The sequence below is a fragment of the Mesorhizobium sp. M0968 genome (genome assembly GCF_040319065.1).
GTDB lineage: Bacteria > Pseudomonadota > Alphaproteobacteria > Rhizobiales > Rhizobiaceae > Mesorhizobium.
Genome location: NZ_JAMYNL010000012.1, coordinates 116,306 through 138,029, shown reverse-complemented (window position 1 = coordinate 138,029; position 21,724 = coordinate 116,306). Strand labels below are relative to the sequence as shown.

16 protein-coding genes are annotated in these 21,724 nt (G+C 63.0%); 10 read left to right on the top strand and 6 right to left on the bottom strand.

What is annotated here, in order from left to right; translation table 11 throughout:
* Positions 1-27: 27 nt before the first annotated feature.
* The 6 genes from NKH67_RS21045 to NKH67_RS21020 form a co-directional block, all read right to left on the bottom strand.
* Entirely contained in the window at positions 28-1,047 is a 1,020-nt protein-coding gene (locus NKH67_RS21045; RefSeq protein ID WP_352470945.1) for an LLM class flavin-dependent oxidoreductase, read from the bottom strand.
* 162 nt (positions 1,048-1,209) lie between these two features.
* Positions 1,210-1,416: a hypothetical protein gene (locus NKH67_RS21040; protein ID WP_352470946.1), complete on the bottom strand. Its 207-nt coding sequence runs from the start codon at positions 1,414-1,416 to the stop codon at positions 1,210-1,212.
* A gap of 18 nt (positions 1,417-1,434) precedes the next feature.
* On the bottom strand, positions 1,435-2,577 hold the full coding sequence (locus NKH67_RS21035; protein ID WP_352490788.1) for a DegT/DnrJ/EryC1/StrS family aminotransferase: 1,143 nt from the start codon (positions 2,575-2,577) through the stop codon (positions 1,435-1,437).
* Positions 2,578-2,831: 254 nt separating this feature from the next.
* A complete protein-coding gene (locus NKH67_RS21030; RefSeq protein ID WP_352449104.1) occupies positions 2,832-3,755 on the bottom strand; it encodes a carbohydrate kinase family protein in 924 nt (307 codons plus the stop codon).
* Positions 3,752-4,198 (bottom strand): RbsD/FucU family protein, encoded by a 447-nt coding sequence (locus tag NKH67_RS21025; RefSeq protein WP_352449103.1) that lies wholly within the window; start codon positions 4,196-4,198, stop codon positions 3,752-3,754. The genes NKH67_RS21030 and NKH67_RS21025 overlap by 4 nt, the downstream gene beginning before the upstream one ends.
* Before the next feature lie 2 nt (positions 4,199-4,200).
* A complete protein-coding gene (locus NKH67_RS21020) occupies positions 4,201-5,430 on the bottom strand; it encodes an ROK family transcriptional regulator (protein ID WP_352503464.1) in 1,230 nt (409 codons plus the stop codon).
* A gap of 267 nt (positions 5,431-5,697) precedes the next feature.
* Here NKH67_RS21020 and NKH67_RS21015 point away from each other — a divergent pair, with 267 nt between their 5' ends.
* The 10 genes from NKH67_RS21015 (at position 5,698) to bglA (ending at position 21,712) form a co-directional block, all read left to right on the top strand.
* Entirely contained in the window at positions 5,698-6,675 is a 978-nt protein-coding gene (locus tag NKH67_RS21015) for a sugar ABC transporter substrate-binding protein (RefSeq protein WP_502893787.1), read from the top strand.
* A gap of 154 nt (positions 6,676-6,829) precedes the next feature.
* Complete coding sequence (locus tag NKH67_RS21010) at positions 6,830-7,891, top strand: ABC transporter permease (protein ID WP_352503463.1); 1,062 nt, start codon at positions 6,830-6,832, stop codon at positions 7,889-7,891.
* Between the two features lie 2 nt (positions 7,892-7,893).
* Positions 7,894-8,676: an ATP-binding cassette domain-containing protein gene (locus tag NKH67_RS21005; RefSeq protein ID WP_352503462.1), complete on the top strand. Its 783-nt coding sequence runs from the start codon at positions 7,894-7,896 to the stop codon at positions 8,674-8,676.
* 174 nt (positions 8,677-8,850) lie between these two features.
* Positions 8,851-11,319, top strand: a complete 2,469-nt coding sequence (locus tag NKH67_RS21000) for a glycogen/starch/alpha-glucan phosphorylase (RefSeq protein WP_352503461.1) — start codon at positions 8,851-8,853, stop codon at positions 11,317-11,319.
* A gap of 146 nt (positions 11,320-11,465) precedes the next feature.
* Positions 11,466-13,679: a 1,4-alpha-glucan branching protein GlgB gene (glgB, locus tag NKH67_RS20995; RefSeq protein WP_352503460.1), complete on the top strand. Its 2,214-nt coding sequence runs from the start codon at positions 11,466-11,468 to the stop codon at positions 13,677-13,679.
* 35 nt (positions 13,680-13,714) lie between these two features.
* The gene (gene glgC / locus NKH67_RS20990; protein WP_023679306.1) at positions 13,715-14,980 is read left to right on the top strand and encodes a glucose-1-phosphate adenylyltransferase; all 1,266 of its coding nucleotides are present in this window, start codon (positions 13,715-13,717) and stop codon (positions 14,978-14,980) included.
* Positions 14,981-14,983: 3 nt separating this feature from the next.
* The gene (gene glgA / locus NKH67_RS20985; protein WP_352503459.1) at positions 14,984-16,429 is read left to right on the top strand and encodes a glycogen synthase GlgA; all 1,446 of its coding nucleotides are present in this window, start codon (positions 14,984-14,986) and stop codon (positions 16,427-16,429) included.
* A gap of 3 nt (positions 16,430-16,432) precedes the next feature.
* On the top strand, positions 16,433-18,061 hold the full coding sequence (locus NKH67_RS20980; protein WP_352503458.1) for an alpha-D-glucose phosphate-specific phosphoglucomutase: 1,629 nt from the start codon (positions 16,433-16,435) through the stop codon (positions 18,059-18,061).
* Entirely contained in the window at positions 18,061-20,094 is a 2,034-nt protein-coding gene (glgX, locus tag NKH67_RS20975; RefSeq protein WP_352503457.1) for a glycogen debranching protein GlgX, read from the top strand. The genes NKH67_RS20980 and glgX overlap by 1 nt, the downstream gene beginning before the upstream one ends.
* A complete protein-coding gene (gene bglA / locus NKH67_RS20970) occupies positions 20,084-21,712 on the top strand; it encodes a beta-galactosidase BglA (protein WP_352503456.1) in 1,629 nt (542 codons plus the stop codon). The genes glgX and bglA overlap by 11 nt, the downstream gene beginning before the upstream one ends.
* The last annotated feature ends 12 nt before the right edge of the window (positions 21,713-21,724 follow it).

The following is a 21,724-nucleotide window of genomic DNA, read 5'->3' as shown; positions in this document are numbered from 1 at the left end:
AGGCAGGTTCCTACTTAACACAACCCGTCAGCGCCAACTCAAGCCTGGAGCGACATGGGTCAGGATCGCCTCGATGGCATGGACATTGTACTCGACGCCGAGCTGGTTGGGGACGGTAAGCAGCAGCGTATCGGCCTCGGCGATGGCTTCGTCGCCCTTTAGCTGCTCGATCAGGACGTCCGGTTCGGCGGCATAGGAGCGGCCGAACACCGCGCGTCTGTCTGCCTCGATGTAACCGAAATGATCTCCGCTCTGGTTGCCGCCGAAATAGGCTCGGTCGCGATCGTCGACCAGCGCAAAAATGCTCCGGCTCACCGACACCCGCGGCTCGCGCGTGTGTCCGGCCGCCTTCCAGGCCTCACGAAAAGCCCGGATCTGTTCGGCCTGCTGGACGTGAAACGGCTTTCCGCCTTCATCGAATTTGAGCGTGGAGCTCTGCAGGTTCATCCCCAGTTTCGCCGCCCATTCGGCGGTGGCGTTTGTGGCGGCGCCCCACCAGATGCGCTCGCGCAGGCCCTCCGAGTGCGGCTCGACGCGAAGCAGGCCAGGCGGGTTGGGAAACATCGGCCGCGGGTTGGGCTGCGCAAAGCCTTTGCCCAGCAACACTTCGAGCAGCACTCCGGTGTGTCTACGGGCCATGTCGGCATCGCTCTCGCCCTCTTGCGGGGCGTAGCCGAAGTAGCGCCATCCCTCGATCACCTGCTCCGGCGAGCCTCGGCTGATGCCCAGCTGCAGACGCCCTCCGGCGATTAGGTCGGCGGCGCCGGCGTCCTCGGCCATGTAGAGCGGGTTCTCATAGCGCATGTCGATCACCGCCGTGCCGATCTCGATTCGGCTGGTCTTTGCGCCGACCGCCGCCAGCAGCGGGAAGGGCGAGGCGAGCTGGCGGGCGAAGTGATGCACGCGGAAATACGCGCCGTCCGCACCCAGCTCCTCGGCCGCGACCGCCAACTCGACGGACTGCAAAAGCGCGTCGGATGCCGTCCGCGTCTGCGATTGCGGCGAGGGCGTCCAGTGCCCGAACGAGAGGAAACCAATCTTCTTCATGAGAACCAGCCTAAAGGGGAGCCAGGTGCAGACTATGCTGCGGCGCGCAGCAAAGCATCGCAAAATCGGTGCCGATGACCGCCTGCCTTGACGCGCAAAGCTTGAATCGGCGGTTGTTGATCAACGATGGCCGACCGTGCCGAGCTGCCGTCGGACGCCAGCCTAGGAAGGTGCCGCGAATGCGAGCGCTATCGCGATGAGGATCAACAGCGGTCCCATCCATTTGAAGCGAGTCCCAAAGTTGGTCCACCATGCTTGCTGCTGGCCGGGGCGAGCTTGGAACGGGTCCGCGAGAAATCCGAAGCCGATGCCAGCCATCCACAACCCGGCGCAGAACATGATGAACTCGTCGATGTATTCCGCGACCATGCTTCGAAGCTTTCGAATTTATGCCGCCGCTACATGCGCCGAATTCGAGCCGATATAGTTTCGGATCGTTTCGATGATCCGGTCCTGGTCAGCCTCGCTCAGATAGGGATGCATTGGCAGGCACAGGATGCGCTTCGGCAGCTCTTCCGAAACGGCAAGGCCGGTCGGCGTGCGCGGATAATCGCGATAGGCAATCTGGCTGTGCAGCGGTTTCACATAGTAGATGACCGACGGAATGTCCTTTTCACCGAGATGTGCCTTGAGCCCGTCGCGTTTCGGCGTTTCGATGGCGTATTGCGCCCAGGCCGAGCGGCCGCCGCCCAGATTGCGCGCCGCCTTGACGATATCGCCGAGACCTTCGGCATAGCGATTGGCGACCGCTTGCCGCGCCACCATCTCGTCCTCGAGGATGGCCAGCTTCTCTATCAGGATCGCCGCCTGAAGCGTGTCGAGCCGTGAATTGATGCCGACGCGGACATTGTCGTATTGCGTCTCGCCCTTTCCGTGGAAGGCGAACGAGCGCAGCTGTTCGGCCATCGCATCGTCATTGGTGAACATCGCACCGCCGTCGCCATAGCAGCCGAGCGGCTTTGCCGGATAGAAGCTGGTCGAGCCGACGGTGCCGAACGAGCCGCACATCTTGCCGTCAGCCGAGCCGCCGGTCGCCTGCGCCGCATCCTCGATGACCATCAGGCCTTCGCGATCGGCGATGGCCATGATCGCCTCGTAATCGGCGGCGAGGCCGAACAGGTCGACGGGAATGATTGCCTTCGGCCTCAGCCGGCCCTCCGCCTTGATCATGGCAATTGCCGCCTCGAGGCTGGCGATGTCGATATTGTAGCTGTCGGCATCGACATCGACGAACACCGGTTCGGCCTTGGTCAGCGCCACCACTTCGGCCGTGGCGGCGAAGGTGAAGCTCGGCACGAACACCGCGTCGCCCGGGCCGATGCCGGCGGCAAACAGCGGCAGCAGCAGCGCATCGGTGCCGTTGGCGCAAGCGACCACGTGCTTGGTGCCGATATAGGCGGCGAGCTTGTTTTCGAATTCGGTGACCTGCGGTCCGAGAATATAGCGGCCTTCGTCGACAACCCGGTCGATTGCCGCTTTCAGCCTGTCGCGGATGCGTTCGCGCTGCGCGCCAAGATCGATGAACTGCATGTCGGCCTCAAACGGTTTTAGTCAGATAACCGGCCGCTGGTAGCAGACTTGGTACGGCCGAGAAAGCCGCAGGGCAAAAACCCTGAATTGCTCAAGTGTCGCAGCCTGTTACCTCTGATTTCCGATCTGGCCTCTTAAAGGCGTGGAAATCCGGGCTTCGGCCGGCCTGTTACAGGCTTCGCACCCCGCCCGCCAGGCTGGACGAAACATAAAGTGATCGCCGGTGAGCAGTCCATGGGCTGCGCACCAGCCGGTCAGGCGATTTCATGCCGCCATGGCGGGTTGGCGCCGGCCCGCGATACCGTCACCGCCGCGGCCTTGGCGCCAAGCGTCAGCGCCTTGTGGATGGCGTCTTCCGGCAAACTGGCGATTGCCGTCTTCGACAGCAGACCCTGTTCATGCAAGGAGGCAAGAATGCCGGCATTGAATGTGTCGCCGGCGCCGACCGTATCGACCACCTCGACCTTGTCCGGCACGACGGTGACCCGGTGCTGGCTGCTGTAACCGACCGCGCCTTCGCTGCCGTGGGTGACGACGATCAGCTTCGGGCCGCGATCCAGCCAGTTGCGGACGACGTCCTCATGCGAGCCGGCTTCGCCGAACCAGTTCAAATCCTCGTCCGACAGTTTCACGACGTCGGCCATCGCCATCATGCTGCGGATGCGCCTGAGGTGCCTGGCCTTGTCGGGAATGAAGTTTGGCCGGATGTTGGGGTCGAGCATCATCACGCGGCGCTCATGCTCGCGCCGCATGAACTCTTCATAGGCCGACCCGGCCGGCTCCGAGATCAGGCTGATGGCGCCGAACAGCATGGCCTCGATCTCGCTGCCGAGTTCCGGCAAGTCCTCGATGGTCAGCATGCGCCCGGCGGTGTTCTCGTCGTAGAAGGTGTAGGTCGCCTGGCCGTTGGTGAGCCGCACGAAGGCGAGAGTAGTCGGACGCGGCGAGGTGTGCGCATAGGTGGAACTGACCTTGCTGGCCTTCAGCGCCTCCCTGAGCTGGCCGCCGAACAGATCCGACGACAGGCCGGAGAAAAAGGCAGCGGGCGCGCCGAGCCGGCCTAGCGCAATGGCCGAGTTGAAGACGGCACCGCCGACATAGGGGGCAAAGGCCGGCTCGCCCTCCGTCGTGGTCCGCGGCAGCATGTCGATCAGGGCTTCGCCGCAGCAGAGGATCATGAAGTCTTGCTTTCCGGCGGATAGATCACGCCCTTGCGAATGATGATGTTGGCGTAGAGCCGCGGCTCGCTCGTCGCGACGATCGCGTGCGCGGCCTTGACCCGTGCATAGAAGTCGGCACCGGCAAGCGCAACCACCTTGCGGCCCGGCGCACGCCTGGCGCAGATCGCTTCCATCTCATGGTGAACCGGATCGGCGAGCAGGGGATCGCCTTTGGCCGAGGCGCGAAACAGCGCCTGCGGCACGGCGTCGTCGACCGGCAATACGCTCAATACCGCATCGAGCACGGGGACGAGATGATGACCGTCGGCGCGGACCAGCCGCTGTGCCTGCTGCTCGGCCGGGTAGTTGCCGTCGACCAAGGCGATCTCGTCGCCATGGCCCATGGCGCGCAATATCGCCAGAAGCTCGGGGCCGAGCAGCGCCGGGATGCCGATCAGCATGCTCAGAAGCTCCGGGAAATCGTGGTCGAGCCGATGAGGAAGCGCTCCGACAGCGGCAGGCTGGCGCCACCCAGCGCCCGCGCATGGATGCCGACGGTTCCCTCGCGAACGGCCGGCAGCCTCAGGCCTTCGCCGTCGATCCGGCCGATGGCCTGGATAATGGCATCGACAAGCCGCCTGCGCACGGCAAGCGGCATCCATCCGTCGATCACCGCGGCATCGAAGTCAATGACGGAGGAGGCCGAAACGATGGCATAGGCAAGCGCCTGCGAGGCGCTGGCGATCCAGTCGTCAAGCTCGGCGCCGATCTCGCCCCAGTCCCCCGGTGATGTCCACAGATGCGAGGCCTCGATGCCGCGCGCGTTGAGCGCCTTTTCCAGCATGGCGATCGACGCCACGTCGATCAACTGCGTCGGCTTGCCGTCCGGCCCTGGCACCGGCATCGAGCCCAGCGCGCCGGCATTGCCGGTTGGGCCACCAAACAACCGGCCGTTCAGCACGATGCCGCCGCCGGCAAAGGCACCGATATAGAAATAGACGAAATCGCGTGCCGCACCCGCCGCGTGGCCGAACACGAGTTCGGCGCCGCAGGCCGAGGTGGCGTCGTTCTGCAGATAGACTGGAAATTCGCATTGCGCCTGGATATCGGCGCGGATGTCGCGATGGCGCCATTCGTCCATGATTTCGCGCGGTGCGCCGGCGGTGTCGGCCCAGTTCCACAATTCGAACGGCATGGCGATGCCAAGCCCGGCAATGCGTTTGTCCTGCGCCGGGGTGAGTTCGCCGCGCATCTTCTTCATGCCGCTTGCGACGAATTCCACCGTTTCGCGCGGCGCCGGATAGCGGTAGGAATGCTGCAGCATAGAGCGCACATTGCCGAGGAAATCGATCAGCACCAACTCGGCGCTGCGGCGGCCGATCTTCAGGCCGATGAAATAGGCGCCGTCGGGATTGAGCGCCATGGGTATCGAGGGCTGGCCGATCTTGCCGCGCAACGGCGCCTGGCGGACGAGCAGGTCGTCCTCCTCCAGCTCGCGCATGATGACCGACACTGTCTGCGCCGAAAGGCCGGTCATACGTGCGATGTCGGATTTGGCCAGGCTGCCGTGCTGGCGCACCAGCGACAGCACCAGCCGCTCATTGTGGTCCCGCATGCCGCTTTGATTGGTGCCGCGGTGCAGGCGGCTTTCGGCCGCATCGGGCGAGCCGTGCCTCGTAATGCCGGTCTCCACCCTGTTCCTCCCGTCGTTTCCCCTCAATGCTTTTGGTCTAGAGTGAGTGAACAATCCTGCGTTGTCAATAATAAATAAGAGTGATTTAATTATTGACAGTGCTGCCGGACTGGTGTCTCTTGAGGTCGGCGCCGACACTGGGAGATTTCGTCGGACGCGCTGCAGATGCCGGTTGGCCGGCATCCTAAATGGTTCCATGGGAGGAAAATCGTGACCACGTCAAAACTGTTGAAATCCACCGTGTTTGCCGCGGCCGGACTGAGCCTGATGGCCTTTGCGTCGACGGCATCGGCCGCCGGGGTCGGCGCCTGCTTGATCACCAAGACCGACACCAATCCCTTCTTCGTCAAGATGAAGGAAGGTGCGGCGGCCAAGGCCAAGGAGCTTGGCGTCGATCTCAAGACTTACGCCGGCAAGATCGACGGCGACAGCGAGAGCCAGGTGGCTGCAATCGAGAGCTGTATCGCCGACGGGGCCAAGGGTATCCTCATCACCGCGTCCGACACCAAGGGTATCGTGCCGACCGTGAAGAAAGCGCGGGACGCCGGGCTGTTGGTGATCGCGCTCGACACCCCGCTTGATCCGATCGATGCGGCTGACGCGACCTTCGCGACCGACAATCTGGAAGCCGGCAAGCTGATCGGCGCATGGGCCGCCGCGACGCTTGGCGATAAGGCCAAGGATGCCAAGATCGGCTTCCTCGACCTGACGCCGTCGCAGCCCACGGTGGATGTGCTGCGCGACCAGGGTTTCATGATGGGCTACGGCATAGACGTGAAGGACCCCAACAAGATCGGCGACGAGGACGATCCGCGCATCGTTGGCCACGACGTGACGAACGGCAATGAAGAGGGTGGTCGCAAGGCGATGGAGAACCTTCTGCAGAAGGATAACACCATCAACGTCATCCACACCATCAACGAGCCCGCAGCTGTCGGCGCCTACCAGGCGCTGAAGGCCGTCGGTCTCGAAAGCCAGGTGCTGATCGTCTCGGTCGACGGTGGCTGCCCCGGCGTGAAATCGGTGACCGAAGGCGTGATCGGCGCTACCTCGCAGCAATATCCGCTGCAAATGGCGGCGCTCGGCATCGAGGCGATCGCCACTTTCGCCAAGGACGGGACGAAGCCGAAGCCGACCGAAGGCAAGAACTTCTTCGATACCGGCGTCAATCTTGTCACCGACAAGCCCGCCAACGGTGTGAAGTCCATCGACACCAAGGAAGGCCTCGCCAAGTGCTGGGGTTGAGCCTGGCCTGACCGGCAACAGATCGCGATCGGCCGGGGCTTGATCCCCGGCCGCTCCGGGTGGACGATGTGCCGATCTAAACGCAAATAGTGCCGGCGGCAGACCGGAAGGCGTGGATGGCGTCGGCGGTTGGCCGAAGCCCAGGGGAGGAAACATGGCTCAAGCACAAGAATTCGAAAAAGTTCTATCGAGCAGCGACACAAGCGTCGCCGCGTTCGACGACCATAAATCGGCCGTCAAGCGTGCCCAGCATTTCCTGCATTCCACGCCGGCAGCAGTGCCGCTTATCGTGTTGGTTCTGGCTATCATTATTTTTGGTATCACCATCGGCGGGCGTTTTTTTTCATCCTATACGCTGACGCTGATCCTTCAGCAGATCGCCATTGTCGGCATTCTGGGCGCCGCACAGACGCTGGTGATCCTGACTGCCGGCATCGACCTGTCGATTGGCGTGATCATGGTGATTTCGGCTGTGATCATGGGCAATTGCGCGGTCAGCTACGGTATGCCGGCCGTGCTCGCGGTGGCGATCGGGCTTCTCGCCGGTGGCGCGTGCGGCCTGCTCAACGGTGTGCTGGTCGCCTACATGAAGCTGCCGCCCTTCATCGTGACGCTCGGCACCTGGAACATTGTCATGGCCACCAACTTCATCTATTCGGCCAATGAGACGATCCGCGACACCGACGTCGACGTCCAGGCGCCTCTGCTGCACCTGTTTGCCCTGAGCTTTAAGGTCGGCACGGCCGTGCTGACGCTTGGCGTCATTGCCATGGTCGTTCTCGTGTTGGTCCTGTGGTACGTGCTCAACCACACCGCATGGGGCCGCCATGTCTACGCGGTCGGCGACGATCAGGAGGCTGCGAAACTGTCGGGCATCCAGACGAAGAAGGTGCTGATGACCGTCTATGCCCTTGCCGGGCTGATCGCCGCCTTCGCAGCTTGGGTCTCCATCGGCCGCAATGGCTCGATCTCTCCTTCCGCCGCTGTCACCGACTACAATCTTCAGGCCATCACCGCGACGGTGATCGGCGGTATTTCTCTGTTCGGCGGGCGCGGCTCGATCCTCGGCACGCTGTTCGGCGCCATGATCGTCGGCGTCGTCTCGATGGGCCTCAACATGCTGGGCGCCGATCCGCAGTGGAAGGTGCTGCTCACCGGCGTGCTGATCATCGGCGCCGTGGCGATCGATCAATGGATCAGAAAGGTTTCGGCATAGCCATGACCCAGGAACCCATCCTCATCGCGCGCGGTCTGGTCAAGCGCTATGGCCGCGTCACCGCCCTCGACAACGCCGATTTCGACCTCTATCCGGGCGAAATCCTTGCCGTCATTGGCGACAACGGCGCCGGCAAGTCGTCGCTTATCAAGGCGATTTCCGGCGCGGTCATGCCCGACGAAGGTGAGATACGACTTGAAGGCAAGCCCGTTGCGTTCAAGTCGCCGATGGAGGCACGGGAGGCCGGCATCGAAACAGTCTATCAGAACCTGGCTCTGTCGCCGGCGCTGTCCATCGCCGACAACATGTTCCTCGGCCGGGAGATCCGCAAGCCGGGGTTCCTCGGCGAATGGCTGCGCATGCTCGACCGCCCGGCGATGGAAAAGCGCGCCCGCGACAAGCTCACGGAGCTTGGCCTGATGACCATCCAGAACATCAGCCAGGCCGTGGAAACGCTTTCCGGCGGCCAGCGTCAGGGCGTGGCGGTGGCGCGCGCCGCCGCCTTTGGCAGCCGGGTGGTGATCATGGATGAGCCGACGGCGGCGCTTGGCGTCAAAGAGAGCCGCCGCGTCCTCGAACTGATCCTCGACGTGAAGAAGCGAGGCCTGCCGATCGTGCTGATTTCACACAACATGCCGCATGTTTTCGAGGTGGCGGACCGCATCCACATTCACCGGCTCGGCCGTCGCCTCTGCGTCATCGATCCGAAGCAGTATACGATGTCCGACGCGGTCGCCTTCATGACCGGCGCCAAGGTGCCGCCGGAAGCGGCGCTGGCGGCCTGAGCAAGAACTTGCGGCCTGTCGCGGAGGTCCCAAACGCGCTGTTTCCAAATGCCAAATTGCCGCAGGGCAACCCGGCTTGCGATCACCTGAATCGATTGAACATCCGGTGGGATGTACTAGCATTGGCAGAGATGGTGAAAGCCGCATGATCCTGGCAACGTTACGAGAGGCAGCATGACGCGCGCGATGACAACCGAAGCTCCTCTGCCCACGCTCAAAAACCCGGATCCCAAGACGCTCGCCGAGGAAGTCTTGCAAGCCCTCAAATACAGGGTCGGCAAGGGCACCAACGTTGCAACCCAGTACGATTGGCTCACCGCCTCGATCAAGGTTGTACGCGACCGCATCGTCGATCACTGGATGCAGGCGACCCAAGAGGCCTACGCCCAGCAGGAAAAGCGCGTCTACTACCTGTCACTGGAATTCCTCATCGGCCGCCTGATGCGCGATGCCTTCTCCAATCTCGGCCTGATGGACAATATGCGCGAGGCGCTGTCGTCGCTTGGCGTCGACCTCGACATCATTGCAGCGCTCGAACCGGACGCTGCCCTTGGCAATGGCGGTCTTGGCCGGCTCGCCGCCTGCTTCATGGAAAGCATGGCGACCGTCAATATCCCCACGCATGGCTACGGCATCCGCTACGCCAACGGCATGTTTCGGCAGGAGATCCATGACGGCTGGCAGGTGGAGCTGCCCGAGACGTGGCTCGATCACGGCAATCCCTGGGAGTTCGAGCGCCGCGAACGCTCCTTCGAGGTCGGCTTCGGCGGCTCGGTGGAATCGATCACCTCGAAGGACGGCAGGCTCGAGCGGCACGTCTGGAAGCCGACCGAACATGTTCTGGCCGTTGCCTACGATACGCCGGTGGTTGGCTGGCGGGCCAACCGCGTCAACACGCTGCGTCTGTGGTCCGGCATGCCGGTCGACCCGATCCTGCTCGACAAGTTCAATGCCGGCGATCACATCGGTGCGCTCGCCGAAAGCAACAAGGCCGATGCGTTGTCGCGCGTCCTTTACCCGGCCGATTCCCACAAGGCCGGCCAGGAGTTGCGGCTCAGGCAGGAGTATTTCTTCTCCACCGCCTCGCTGCAGGACATCGTCCAGCGTCATCTCAGCCAGTATGGCGACCTGCAATCGCTGCCCGACAAGGCGGCGATCCATCTTAACGACACCCATCCGGCCATCGCCGTCCCCGAGTTGATGCGCCTGTTGATGGATGTCCACGGCATGGATTTCGACCAGGCCTGGAGCATCACCAAGCGCACTTTCGGCTACACCAACCACACGCTCCTTCCCGAAGCGCTGGAAAGCTGGCCCGTGCCGCTGTTCGAGCGGCTGTTGCCGCGCCACATGCAGATCGTCTACGCCATCAACGCCGAGGTGCTGCTCGAGGCGCGCGCCTCCGACCAGTTCTCGGACGAGCAGATCAGCCGCATCTCGCTGATCCAGGAAAATGGCGATCGGCGCGTGCGTATGGGCAATCTGGCCTTTGTCGGCTCGCACTCGATCAACGGCGTGTCGGCACTGCATACGGAATTGATGAAGGAGACGGTGTTTGCCGACCTCCACAGGCTCTACCCGGATCGCATCAACAACAAGACCAACGGGATCACACCGCGGCGCTGGCTGATACAGTGCAATCCCGGCCTCACTGCACTCACCCGAGAGGCGATTGGCGACGGCTTCCTCGACGACATCGACGAGATAAAGCGGCTTGATCCTTTCGCTGAGGACGCAGCCTTCCGCGACAAGTTCGCCGCCGTCAAACGGGCGAACAAGATGAGGCTTGCCAAGCTCGTTGCCGACCGGCTCGGCATCAAGGTCGACCCATCGGCGCTGTTCGACATCCAGGTCAAGCGCATCCACGAATACAAGCGCCAGCTCTTGAACATTCTCGAAGCGGTCGCGCTTTACGACCAGATCCGCTCGCATCCGGAGCGCGACTGGATGCCTCGCGTCAAATTCTTCGGCGGCAAGGCGGCGCCCACCTATCACAACGCCAAGCTGATCATCAAACTTGCCAATGACGTCGCCCGGGTCATCAACCGCGACCCGGCGGTGCGCGGCTTGCTGAAAGTGGTATTCGTGCCGAACTACAATGTCAGCCTGGCCGAGATCATGATGCCTGCCGCCGATCTTTCGGAGCAGATATCGACCGCCGGCATGGAAGCGTCCGGCACCGGCAACATGAAGTTCGCGCTGAACGGCGCGCTGACCATCGGCACGCTCGACGGCGCCAATGTCGAGATCAAGGAATGCGTGGGCGACGATAATATCTTCATCTTCGGCCTGACCACCGATGAGGTCGCCGAGCGGCGTAACAATGGTTACGATCCGCGCGCTGTGATCGAGGGATCGCCTGAATTGGCGCAGGCGCTGGCCGCGGTTTCATCCGGAGTCTTTTCACCTGACGATCCGGACCGTTATCGCGACCTGATCAACGGTCTTTACCAGAGCGACTGGTTCATGGTCGCCGCGGATTTCGATGCCTACGCCGCCACCCAGCGCGACGTCGATGCCGTCTGGCGCAACAGCCCGGACTGGTACGCCAGAGCCATCCGCAATGTCGCGCGCGTCGGCTGGTTCTCGTCCGACCGCACGATCCGCCAATATGCGAAAGACATCTGGCACGTGCCCGCCTGATGTGATTGCATGAGACTACGAACAATGTGGCCCTAGTGGAGTGATTTGACCCTCGCATCCCTTGGAGGGTAAGGCGGCATGGCGAATGTCGAATTCAAAACTCCACTAGAAACATACACTTGGTGCCCGGGGAGGGTCACTGCCTGATGAGCAAGCCGCGCGCGACCGTTGCGACAAACGGGCCGGACGGACTGGCGCCAGCCGGCGATGTCGCGGCGATTGTCGCCGGCACCCACGGCGATCCGTTTGCCGTGCTTGGCGTGCATGAGGCGGGAAAGGGCTTTGTCGCCCGCTGCTTCGTCCCTTATGCCGAGTTCGTCACCGCCTATACGCTGACCGGCAAGAAGGCCGGCGAGCTGTCGAGACGCGACGACAGCGGTTTCTTCCAAGGCAAACTGTCGCTGCGCAAACGCCAGCCGCTGCGCTATCACGCCAGGAATTCCGGCGGTGACTGGTGGCTGACCGATCCATATTCCTTCGGTCCCGTGCTCGGCCCGCTGGACGATTATTACATCGCCGAAGGGTCGCATCTCAGGCTGTTCGACAAGCTCGGCGCCCATCTCATCGACCATGAAGGTGCATCGGGTGTGCATTTTGCGGTGTGGGCGCCCAATGCAAGGCGCGTCTCGGTGGTCGGCGACTTCAACGAGTGGGACGGCCGCAGGCATACCATGCGCGTCCGCCGCGATACCGGCATCTGGGAGCTGTTCATTCCCGACATTGGCGCTGGCCGCCCGTATAAGTATGAAATCATCGGGCCGGATGGCGTGAGATTGCCGCTCAAAGCCGATCCGTTCGCCTTCAAGTCCGAACTGCGCCCGGCCACCGCCTCGGTGACGGCGCTGCCGCCGGCGCACGAATGGGGCGACGAGGCGCACCGGAACTACTGGCGCAATGCCGACCACAGGCGCGAAGCCGTATCGATCTACGAGGTCCATGCCGGGTCATGGCGGCTTCACGACGACGGCAGCTTCCTGTCGTGGGACGAGCTCGCCGACAGGCTGATCCCTTACGTGGTCGAGACCGGCTTTACCCACATCGAATTCATGCCGATCGCCGAACACCCTTATGACCCGTCCTGGGGCTACCAGACGACGGGTCTTTATGCGCCGACTGCCCGCTTTGGCGATCCGGACGGTTTTGCCCGCTTCGTCGACGGCGCCCACCGCGCCGGCATCGGCGTCATCCTCGACTGGGTGCCGGCGCATTTCCCGGTTGACGAACACGGTCTGGCAAAGTTCGACGGTACCGCGCTCTACGAACATGCCGATCCGCGCAAGGGCTTCCATCCCGACTGGAGCACCGCGATCTACAATTTTGGGCGCCGCGAAGTGATTTCGTTCCTGGTCAACAATGCGCTGTTCTGGGCCGAGAAATATCACGTCGACGGACTGCGCGTCGATGCGGTCGCCTCGATGCTTTATCTCGATTATTCGCGCAAGGCCGGTGAATGGATTCCCAACGAGAAGGGCGGCCGGGAGAACCTCGAAGCGGTCAGCTTCCTGCAGCGTATGAACAAGGAGGTCTACGGCCACCATCCAGGTGTGATGACCATCGCCGAGGAATCGACCTCGTGGCCGAAAGTCTCGCAGCCGGTGCATGAAGGCGGACTGGGCTTCGGTTTCAAATGGAACATGGGCTTCATGCATGACACTTTGGAGTATTTCTCCAAGGAGCCGATCTTCCGCAAGCATCACCACAACGACATCACCTTCGGACTGGTCTACGCCTTCAGCGAGAATTTCGTGCTGCCGCTGTCCCATGACGAAGTGGTGCACGGCAAGGGCACGCTGCTCAACAAGATGGCCGGCGACGACTGGCAGAAATTCGCGACGCTGCGCGCCTATTACGCCTTCATGTGGGGTTATCCCGGCAAGAAGCTGTTGTTCATGGGCCAGGAGTTCGCACAGCGCCGCGAGTGGAGCGAGGCGCGCGCACTCGACTGGAACCTGCTCGATTTCCGGCTCCACCGCGGCGTCTGGCAGACGGTGCGCGATCTCAACTATCTCTACCGCTCGCGCCCCGCGCTGCATGCCCGCGACTGCGAGCCGGAGGGCTTTTCCTGGCTGATCGTCGACGACAGCGCGAACTCGGTATTTGCCTGGCTGCGCAGCGCGCCGGGCGGCAACCCGGTCGCCGTCATTTCCAACTTCACGCCGGTGCCGCGCGACAATTACCGCGTGCCGTTGCCGCACGCCGGAAAATGGCGCGAGATCATCAACACCGATGCCACGGATTATGGCGGTTCCGGCAAGGGCAATAGCGGCGGCGTCGAGGCTCAGGCGGAAGGAGGAGGCATTTCGGCGACGATGCTTTTGCCGCCGCTGTCGACGATCATGCTCGAATTCGTCCCGGACTGAGCTATGTCTGGAGCATCTAACCTGGGAGGATAGGAATGGCTGAAACAAAACGAACACAGCCGCTGGCACGCGACGCCATGGCTTATGTGCTGGCCGGCGGCCGTGGCAGCCGGCTCAAGGAACTGACCGACCGCCGCGCCAAACCGGCGGTCTATTTCGGCGGCAAGACCCGCATCATCGATTTCGCGCTCTCCAATGCGCTCAATTCCGGTATCCGCCGCCTCGGCGTCGCCACCCAGTACAAGGCGCATTCGCTGATCCGCCATCTGCAGCGCGGCTGGAACTTCCTGCGGCCCGAGCGCAACGAGAGTTTCGACATTCTGCCGGCCAGCCAGCGTGTGTCGGAAACGCAATGGTATGAGGGCACCGCCGACGCCGTGTACCAGAACATCGACATCATCGAGGCCTACGGGCCGGAATACATGGTCATCCTGGCCGGCGACCACATCTACAAGATGGACTACGAAATGATGCTGCGCCAGCATGTCGAGGCCGGCGCCGATGTCACCGTCGGCTGCCTCGAAGTGCCGCGCATGGAAGCCACCGGCTTCGGCGTCATGCATGTCGATCCCAAGGACACCATCATCTCCTTCATCGAAAAGCCCGCCGATCCGCCGGGCATTCCCGACAAACCGGATTTCGCGCTGGCCTCGATGGGCATCTATGTGTTCAAGACCAAATTCCTGATGGAGCAATTGCGTCGCGATGCGGCGGAGCCCGGCTCGAGCCGGGACTTCGGCAAGGACATCATCCCCTACATCGTCGAGCACGGAAAGGCGATCGCCCATCGTTTTGCCAAATCCTGCGTGCGCTCGACCGCCGAGAACGAGGCTTATTGGCGCGACGTCGGCACGGTCGACGCCTATTGGGAGGCCAATATCGACCTGACCGACATCACGCCGGAACTCGACCTTTACGACCGCGATTGGCCGATCTGGACCTATGCCGAGTTGAAGCCGCCGGCAAAATTCGTGCATGACGAGGATGGCCGCCGCGGGTCGGCCGTGTCGTCTCTCGTGTCGGGCGATTGCATCGTTTCGGGCGCTTCGCTGAAGCGAAGCCTGATCTTCACCGGCGCGCGCATCAATTCCTATTCGACGCTGGAGGAGGTCGTCATGCTGCCGGACGTCCATGTCGGCCGCAACGCCAGGCTGAAGCGCGTGGTCATCGATCACGGCGTCAGGATCCCGGAGGGTCTGGTGGTCGGCGAGGATCCCGTCCTCGACGCCAAGCGTTTCCGCGTTTCGGAAAAAGGCATCTGCCTCGTCACGCAGGACATGATCAACAGGCTGGGATCGTAGTGCATGCAGGTTCTGTCGGTGGCGCCCGAGATCTTTCCGCTGGTCAAGACGGGCGGGCTCGCCGACGTGACCGGCGCCTTGCCCGTGGCATTGGCCGGCAAGGGCGTCACCATGCGCACGCTCGTCCCCGGCTATCCTCAGGTGATGGGCGCCTTCAGGAAAAAGAAGCCGGTTCAGCAATATCCATTGCTGCAGGGCGGCAAGGCTTCGGTGTATGCCGCCCAGATCGCCGGGCTCGACCTGTTCGTGCTTGACGCGCCGCATCTTTTCGACCGTCCCGGCGGCCCATACGGCAACGCGACAGGCGCCGACTGGCCGGACAATTGGCGGCGGTTCGCGGCCTTGAGCCAGGTAGGCGGTGATATTGCCGGCGGTGCGATCTCGGGCTACCTGCCCGATATCGTCCATGCCCATGACTGGCAGTCGGCAATGACGCTTGCCTACATGCGCTACGGCAAGGCGGTCGGCACGCCGTCGATGATCACCGTGCACAACCTCGCCTTCCAAGGCCAGTTCGGCGCCGGCATCTTTGGCGAGCTTGGCCTGCCGGCGGCGGCGATGGCGCTCGACGGCGTCGAATATTACGGCGGCGTCGGCTTCCTCAAGGCCGGCCTGCAGGCGGCGTGGGCGATCACCACGGTCAGCCCGACCTATGCGCAGGAAATCCGCTTGCCCGAATTCGGCATGGGCCTCGACGGCCTGATCAACATGCGCTCCGTCGATCTCCATGGCATCGTCAACGGCATCGATACCGAGGTGTGGAACCCGGAAACCGACAAGCATCTGGTCTCCAACTACACCGCAAAGACGCTCAAGGCGCGAATGCCCAACAAGGCCGCGGTCGAGGACCGTTTCAGCCTCGATCGCGATGACAGTCCGATCGTCTGCGTCGTCAGCCGGCTGACCTGGCAAAAGGGCATGGACATACTGGCTGCGGCCATCGACGGCATCGTCGCGGCAGGTGCACGGCTGGCGATCCTCGGCTCCGGCGACGCTGGGCTGGAAGGCGCGTTGCTTGCCGCCGCAGCCCGCCATCGCGGCCGCATCGGCGTCGTCGTCGGCTATGACGAGGGACTCTCCCACACCATGCAGGGCGGCTGCGACGCAATCATTATCCCATCGCGCTTCGAACCTTGCGGGCTGACACAGCTTTACGGCCTGCGCTATGGCTGCGTGCCGGTCGTCGCGCGCACCGGCGGCCTTGCCGACACGATCATCGATGCCAACGAAGCCGCCATCTCTGCCGGCGTGGCGACCGGTTTCCAGTTTGCGCCCGCCAATGCCGGCGCCTTGCTGCACGCCGTCCGCCGCCTTGTCGAGGCGCATGCCAATCCCGCAGTGTGGACGTCGATGCAGCGGCAAGGCATGAAGGCCGACGTTTCGTGGGACAAAAGCGCCGAAAAATATGTCCAACACTATCGCTTGCTGCTTTCGAAAAGGGCTGCCTGACTGATGATCCGCACCGTCGCCACCAAACCCTATCCCGACCAGAAGCCCGGCACCTCCGGGCTGCGTAAAAAGGTCCCGGTGTTCCAGCAGGAGCACTATGCCGAGAACTTCATCCAGTCGATCTTCGACGCGCTGGACGGGTTCGAGGGCAAAACCCTGGTGATCGGCGGCGACGGCCGCTTCTATAACCGCGAGGTCATCCAGAAGGCCATCGCCATGGCCGCGGCAAACGGCTTCGGCAAGGTGCTGGTCGGGCAGGGCGGCATCTTGTCGACGCCGGCCGCTTCGCATGTCATCCGCAAATACAAGACCTTTGGCGGCATCATCCTGTCGGCCAGCCACAATCCGGGTGGCCCGCATGAGGATTTCGGCATCAAGTACAATGCCGGCAATGGCGGCCCGGCGCCGGAAAAGCTGACCGACGCGATCTTCGAAAAATCCAAGGCGATTTCAAGCTTCAAGATCGCCGATATCGGGCAGGTCGACATCGACACGATCGGCACGGTCAAGACGGGGGACATGACCGTCGAAATCATCGATCCTGTCGCCGACTATGCCGAACTGATGGAAAGCCTGTTCGATTTCGACGCATTGCGGGCGCTGTTCAGGTCGGGCTTCCGCATGCGCTTCGACGCCATGCATGCGGTGACCGGCCCCTACGCCAAGGAGATCCTCGAAAACCGGCTCGGCGCGCCCAACGGCACCGCCCGCAATTTCATTCCGCTGCCGGATTTCGGCGGCCATCATCCCGATCCCAATCTGGTGCACGCAAAACACCTATACGACGAGATGATGGGGCCGGATGCGCCAGACTTTGGCGCCGCCTCGGATGGCGACGGCGACCGCAACCTGATTATCGGCAAGGGAATTTTCATCACCCCGTCGGATTCGGTGGCGATGCTCGCCGCCAACGCCCATCTGGCGCCGGGCTACAAGGCGGGGCTGAAAGGCATCGCCCGCTCGATGCCGACCAGCGGTGCTGCCGACCGGGTCGCCGAAAAGCTCGGCATCGGCATCTACGAGACGCCGACCGGCTGGAAATTTTTCGGCAATCTGCTCGATGCCGGCATGGCAACGATCTGTGGCGAGGAGAGTGCGGGGACCGGCTCCAACCATGTCCGCGAAAAGGACGGCCTGTGGGCTGTGCTTTTATGGCTCAACATCCTTGCCGTTCGCGGCGAAAGCGCCAAGCAGATCGTCACCCAGCATTGGGCGGCCTATGGCCGTAACTATTATTCGCGCCACGACTACGAGGAGGTCGAGACCGATCGTGCCAACGCGCTTGTCGGCGAGTTGCGCGCCAAGCTCGGCTCGCTGCCTGGCACCAGCGTGCGCGGCATGACGATCGCCAGCGCTGATGATTTCGCCTATCACGATCCGGTCGATGGCTCGGTCAGCAGGAAACAGGGCATCAGGGTGCTGTTCGAAGGCGGCTCACGCGTCGTCTTCCGCCTGTCCGGCACCGGCACCTCGGGCGCGACGCTGCGGCTTTATGTCGAGCGCTACGAGCCGGACAAGAACCGCCACGATCTCGACACCCAGGAGGCGCTTGCCGATCTGATCGCGGCGGCCGACGACATTGCCGGGATTCGCAGCCATACGGGCCGCGCCAAGCCGAGCGTCATCACCTGATGTCGTCGGGACTATCCGCCGGCTATCGTCCGCGATTTGGCGGGCTTGCCGGGGAGGGCGGTATCCGCTTCGCCGCATGGTCCTCGTCGGCTCGGCGCATCTGGGTTTCGATTTTCGACGAACACGGCAACCGCGAAGTCGACCGGCTGGAACTCCAGTCGGAAGACGAGGGCGTCCATGCACTTTTTGTTGCCGGTCTCGCCGCCGGGACCCGATACGGGTTCCGCGCCGATGGCGACTACGCGCCGGAACACGGTCTCTGGTTCGATCCCGACAAGCTGCTGGCCGATCCCTATGCCGTCGAGATCGACAGGCCCTATGCCTATGACGGCCGGCTCGCCGCGCGCCGAGGCGAGGGGGCCGACACGGCGCCGCTGATGCCGAAAGCCATCGCCGGCGCCTTGCCGGAACCCTTGTCCGCCTTGCCGCCGCTGTTTCGGCCCGGCGGCCTTATCTACGAAGTGCCGGTACGCGCCTTCACAAAGCTGCATCCCGACATTCCCGAGAAGCAACGCGGCACCATTGCAGCGCTCGCTCACCCCCTCGTTGTCGAGCATCTGCAAAAACTCGGCGTGGCAGCCATTGAGTTGATGCCGGTGACTGCATCGATCGACGAACGGCATTTACCGCCGCTCGGTCTGCGCAACGCCTGGGGTTATAATCCCGTGACCTTCATGGCGCTCGATCCGCGACTGGCGCCCGGCGGTCTGGCCGAGTTGCGCGGAACGGTCGCCGCGCTGCGCGAGGCCGGCATCGGCACCATTCTCGACCTGGTGTTCAACCACACCGGCGAAAGCGACCGGCTCGGCCCGACATTGTCGCTGCGCGGGCTCGACAGTCGCGCCTACTACCGGCACGAGGCCGACGGCGCTCTGGTCAATGACACCGGAACCGGCAATACGCTCGCCTGCGAGCATCCGGTCGTCCGGGAAATGGTCCTCGACACGCTTCGCCACTTTGTCCAGCGCGCCGGTGTCGACGGATTCCGCTTCGACCTGGCGCCGATCCTCGGCCGCGTCGACGGCGTTTTCGACTCCGATGCGCCGCTGCTGAACGCCATTCGCAACGACCCTGTTCTTGGCGACCGGGTGCTGATCGCCGAGCCTTGGGATATCGGACCGGATGGCTATCAGCTCGGCAATTTTCCGCCGCCCTTCCTCGAATGGAACGACAAATACCGCGACGATATCCGCCGCTTCTGGCGCGGCGACGGCGGCATGATCGGTGCGCTGGCGACGCGGCTTGCGGGTTCGTCCGATGTCTTTGCCAAAGCAGACCAGACAACGAGCCGCAGCGTCAATTTCATCGCCGCGCATGACGGCATGACGCTGGCCGATATCGTCGCCTATGAGCACAAGCACAACGAGGCCAATGGCGAACAGAACCGCGATGGTCACGACGACAACCTGTCCTGGAACAATGGCGTCGAGGGCGAGACCAGCGACCAGTCAATCGTTACGGCCCGTTTCGATGACCAGCGCGCGCTGCTGGCGACGCTCTTTGCCTCGCGCGGCACGATCATGCTGACGGCCGGCGACGAGTTCGGCCGCACGCAGCGCGGCAACAACAACGCCTACGCGCAGGACAATGACATCACCTGGCTTGACTGGGCCGGGCGCGACCTGGCGCTCGAGCATCATACGGCTCTGCTCGCCAGGATGCGTCGCGCCGTGCTGGCGCTCTTGGACACAGCATTCCTGACCGGAGAACAGCTTGCGGGTTCGGAAATCCCAGACGTAGCCTGGCTGACGGAAACCGGCGTGCCGTTCGAAGAGGCAGCCTGGGACGATGCCAGGCGGCACCGGCTGGTCACGGTTCTCGGTAGCGGTGAGAACAGTCGCCTTGCCGTGATCATCAACGGCGACCGCCGGGCCTGCATGTTCACGCTGCCGGAACGGGCGGGTTTTCATTGGCGCCCAGCTATCGAACCGGATAGTAGCGATATCTCGCGGCCGGTGCCTGGGCGAACAGTCCTGTTCATGATCGAAAGCAGGACAGCGCGTGCGGGCGCAGGGGAGAGCCATGATGGCTGACAATGCCGAATGGTGGCGCGGCTGCGCCATCTACCAGATCTACCCGCGCTCCTTCCAGGACACGACAGGCGACGGCAGCGGCGATCTCAGCGGCATCACCTCGAGGCTGGCCCATGTCGCATCGCTCGGTGCCGACGCCGTTTGGCTGTCGCCTTTTTTCAAGTCGCCAATGGCCGATATGGGTTACGACGTTTCGGATTACTGCGCCGTCGATCCGATGTTCGGCACATTAGAGGATTTCGACGCACTGATTGCGGAGGCGCACCGGCTCGGCCTGAAGGTGATCATCGATCAGGTCTTGTCGCATTCGTCGGATCGGCACGAATGGTTCGTCGAAAGCCGCACGAGCCACGACAACCCCAAGGCCGACTGGTACGTCTGGGCCGATGCGAAGCCCGACGGCACCGCCCCCAACAACTGGCTGTCGCTTTTCGGCGGCCCGGCCTGGGAATGGGACGCAACGCGCAGGCAATATTACCTGCACAATTTCCTCGCCTCGCAGCCGGACCTGAATTTCCACAACCCACAGGTGCAGGACGCCTTGCTGGAAACGGTGCGGTTCTGGCTCGAGCGCGGCGTCGACGGTTTCCGGCTGGATACGGTCAACTATTACGTCCACGACCACTGGCTGCGCAGCAACCCGCCTTTGGCGGAAAGCGTCGCCGGCACCAATACGGCAACCAGCCCCTATCTCTATCAGGAGCATCTGTTCGACAAGAGCCAGCCGGAAAACCTTGCTTTCCTCAGGCGCTTCCGGGCCTTGCTTGACGAATATGAAGGCCGCGCCGCTGTCGGCGAGATTGGCGACGAAACGCGTTCCTTGCAGACACTCGCCGCCTATACCGGCGGTGGCGACAAGCTCCAAATGTCCTACACGTTCGACCTGCTCGGCCCGCAATTCTCGGCGTCGCATGTGCGTGGCTGTGTCGAGGCCTTCGAGAGTAAGGTATTCGACGGCTGGGTTTGCTGGGCGTTCTCCAACCACGATGTCGTGCGCCATGTCAGTCGATGGAAAAGGCCGGGCGGCGATCCGGACAGGGTGGCGAAATTCTCGATCGTGCTGCTTTCCTGCCTGCGCGGATCGATCTGCCTCTACCAGGGCGAAGAACTCGGGCTGGAGGAGGCCGAACTGGCGTTCGAGGATTTGCGCGATCCTTTCGGCATCCGCTTCTGGCCGGGGATCAAGGGGCGGGATGGGTGCCGAACGCCGATGGTCTGGGAGGCTGGCGCCGACAATGCCGGCTTTTCGACGGGCAAGCCGTGGCTTCCGGTCCCGGCAAGCCATCGCGCCCAGGCGGTCGACGTCCAGGATGGCGAGCAAACCTCCGTCCTGGCGAGCTACCGTGCGATGCTGGCCTTGCGCAAGCAGCATCCGGTGCTGGTTCGAGGCTCGATCCGGTTCCTCGATGCCGAAGGCGACGTCCTTGCTTTCATTCGCGAAGGCGGTGACGAAAAGCTGCTCAGTGTCTTCAATTTCGCCGACGAGCCGGCCGGCTGGCAATTGCCACCGGATCTGGAAGCGATAGAGCCGATAGACCTTGGCGGTGCTGCCGGCGTCTTGCAGGAAAGAACGCTGTCGCTGCCGCCGCTGGGCTGCTTCCTCGGCCGGATTGGCTGAGCTCTATTTCAT

Bases quoted from the DNA above. Each gene is read 5' to 3' on its own strand.
- NKH67_RS21045 (WP_352470945.1), bottom strand. From the start codon at position 1,047: ATGAAGAAGATTGGTTTCCTCTCGTTCGGGCACTGGACGCCCTCGCCG.
- NKH67_RS21040 (WP_352470946.1), bottom strand. From the start codon at position 1,416: ATGGTCGCGGAATACATCGACGAGTTCATCATGTTCTGCGCCGGGTTG.
- NKH67_RS21035 (WP_352490788.1), bottom strand. From the start codon at position 2,577: ATGCAGTTCATCGATCTTGGCGCGCAGCGCGAACGCATCCGCGACAGG.
- NKH67_RS21030 (WP_352449104.1), bottom strand. From the start codon at position 3,755: ATGATCCTCTGCTGCGGCGAAGCCCTGATCGACATGCTGCCGCGGACC.
- NKH67_RS21025 (WP_352449103.1), bottom strand. From the start codon at position 4,198: ATGCTGATCGGCATCCCGGCGCTGCTCGGCCCCGAGCTTCTGGCGATA.
- NKH67_RS21015 (WP_502893787.1), top strand. From the start codon at position 5,698: ATGGCCTTTGCGTCGACGGCATCGGCCGCCGGGGTCGGCGCCTGCTTG.
- NKH67_RS21010 (WP_352503463.1), top strand. From the start codon at position 6,830: ATGGCTCAAGCACAAGAATTCGAAAAAGTTCTATCGAGCAGCGACACA.
- NKH67_RS21005 (WP_352503462.1), top strand. From the start codon at position 7,894: ATGACCCAGGAACCCATCCTCATCGCGCGCGGTCTGGTCAAGCGCTAT.
- NKH67_RS21000 (WP_352503461.1), top strand. From the start codon at position 8,851: ATGACGCGCGCGATGACAACCGAAGCTCCTCTGCCCACGCTCAAAAAC.
- glgB (WP_352503460.1), top strand. From the start codon at position 11,466: ATGAGCAAGCCGCGCGCGACCGTTGCGACAAACGGGCCGGACGGACTG.
- glgC (WP_023679306.1), top strand. From the start codon at position 13,715: ATGGCTGAAACAAAACGAACACAGCCGCTGGCACGCGACGCCATGGCT.
- glgA (WP_352503459.1), top strand. From the start codon at position 14,984: ATGCAGGTTCTGTCGGTGGCGCCCGAGATCTTTCCGCTGGTCAAGACG.
- NKH67_RS20980 (WP_352503458.1), top strand. From the start codon at position 16,433: ATGATCCGCACCGTCGCCACCAAACCCTATCCCGACCAGAAGCCCGGC.
- glgX (WP_352503457.1), top strand. From the start codon at position 18,061: ATGTCGTCGGGACTATCCGCCGGCTATCGTCCGCGATTTGGCGGGCTT.
- bglA (WP_352503456.1), top strand. From the start codon at position 20,084: ATGATGGCTGACAATGCCGAATGGTGGCGCGGCTGCGCCATCTACCAG.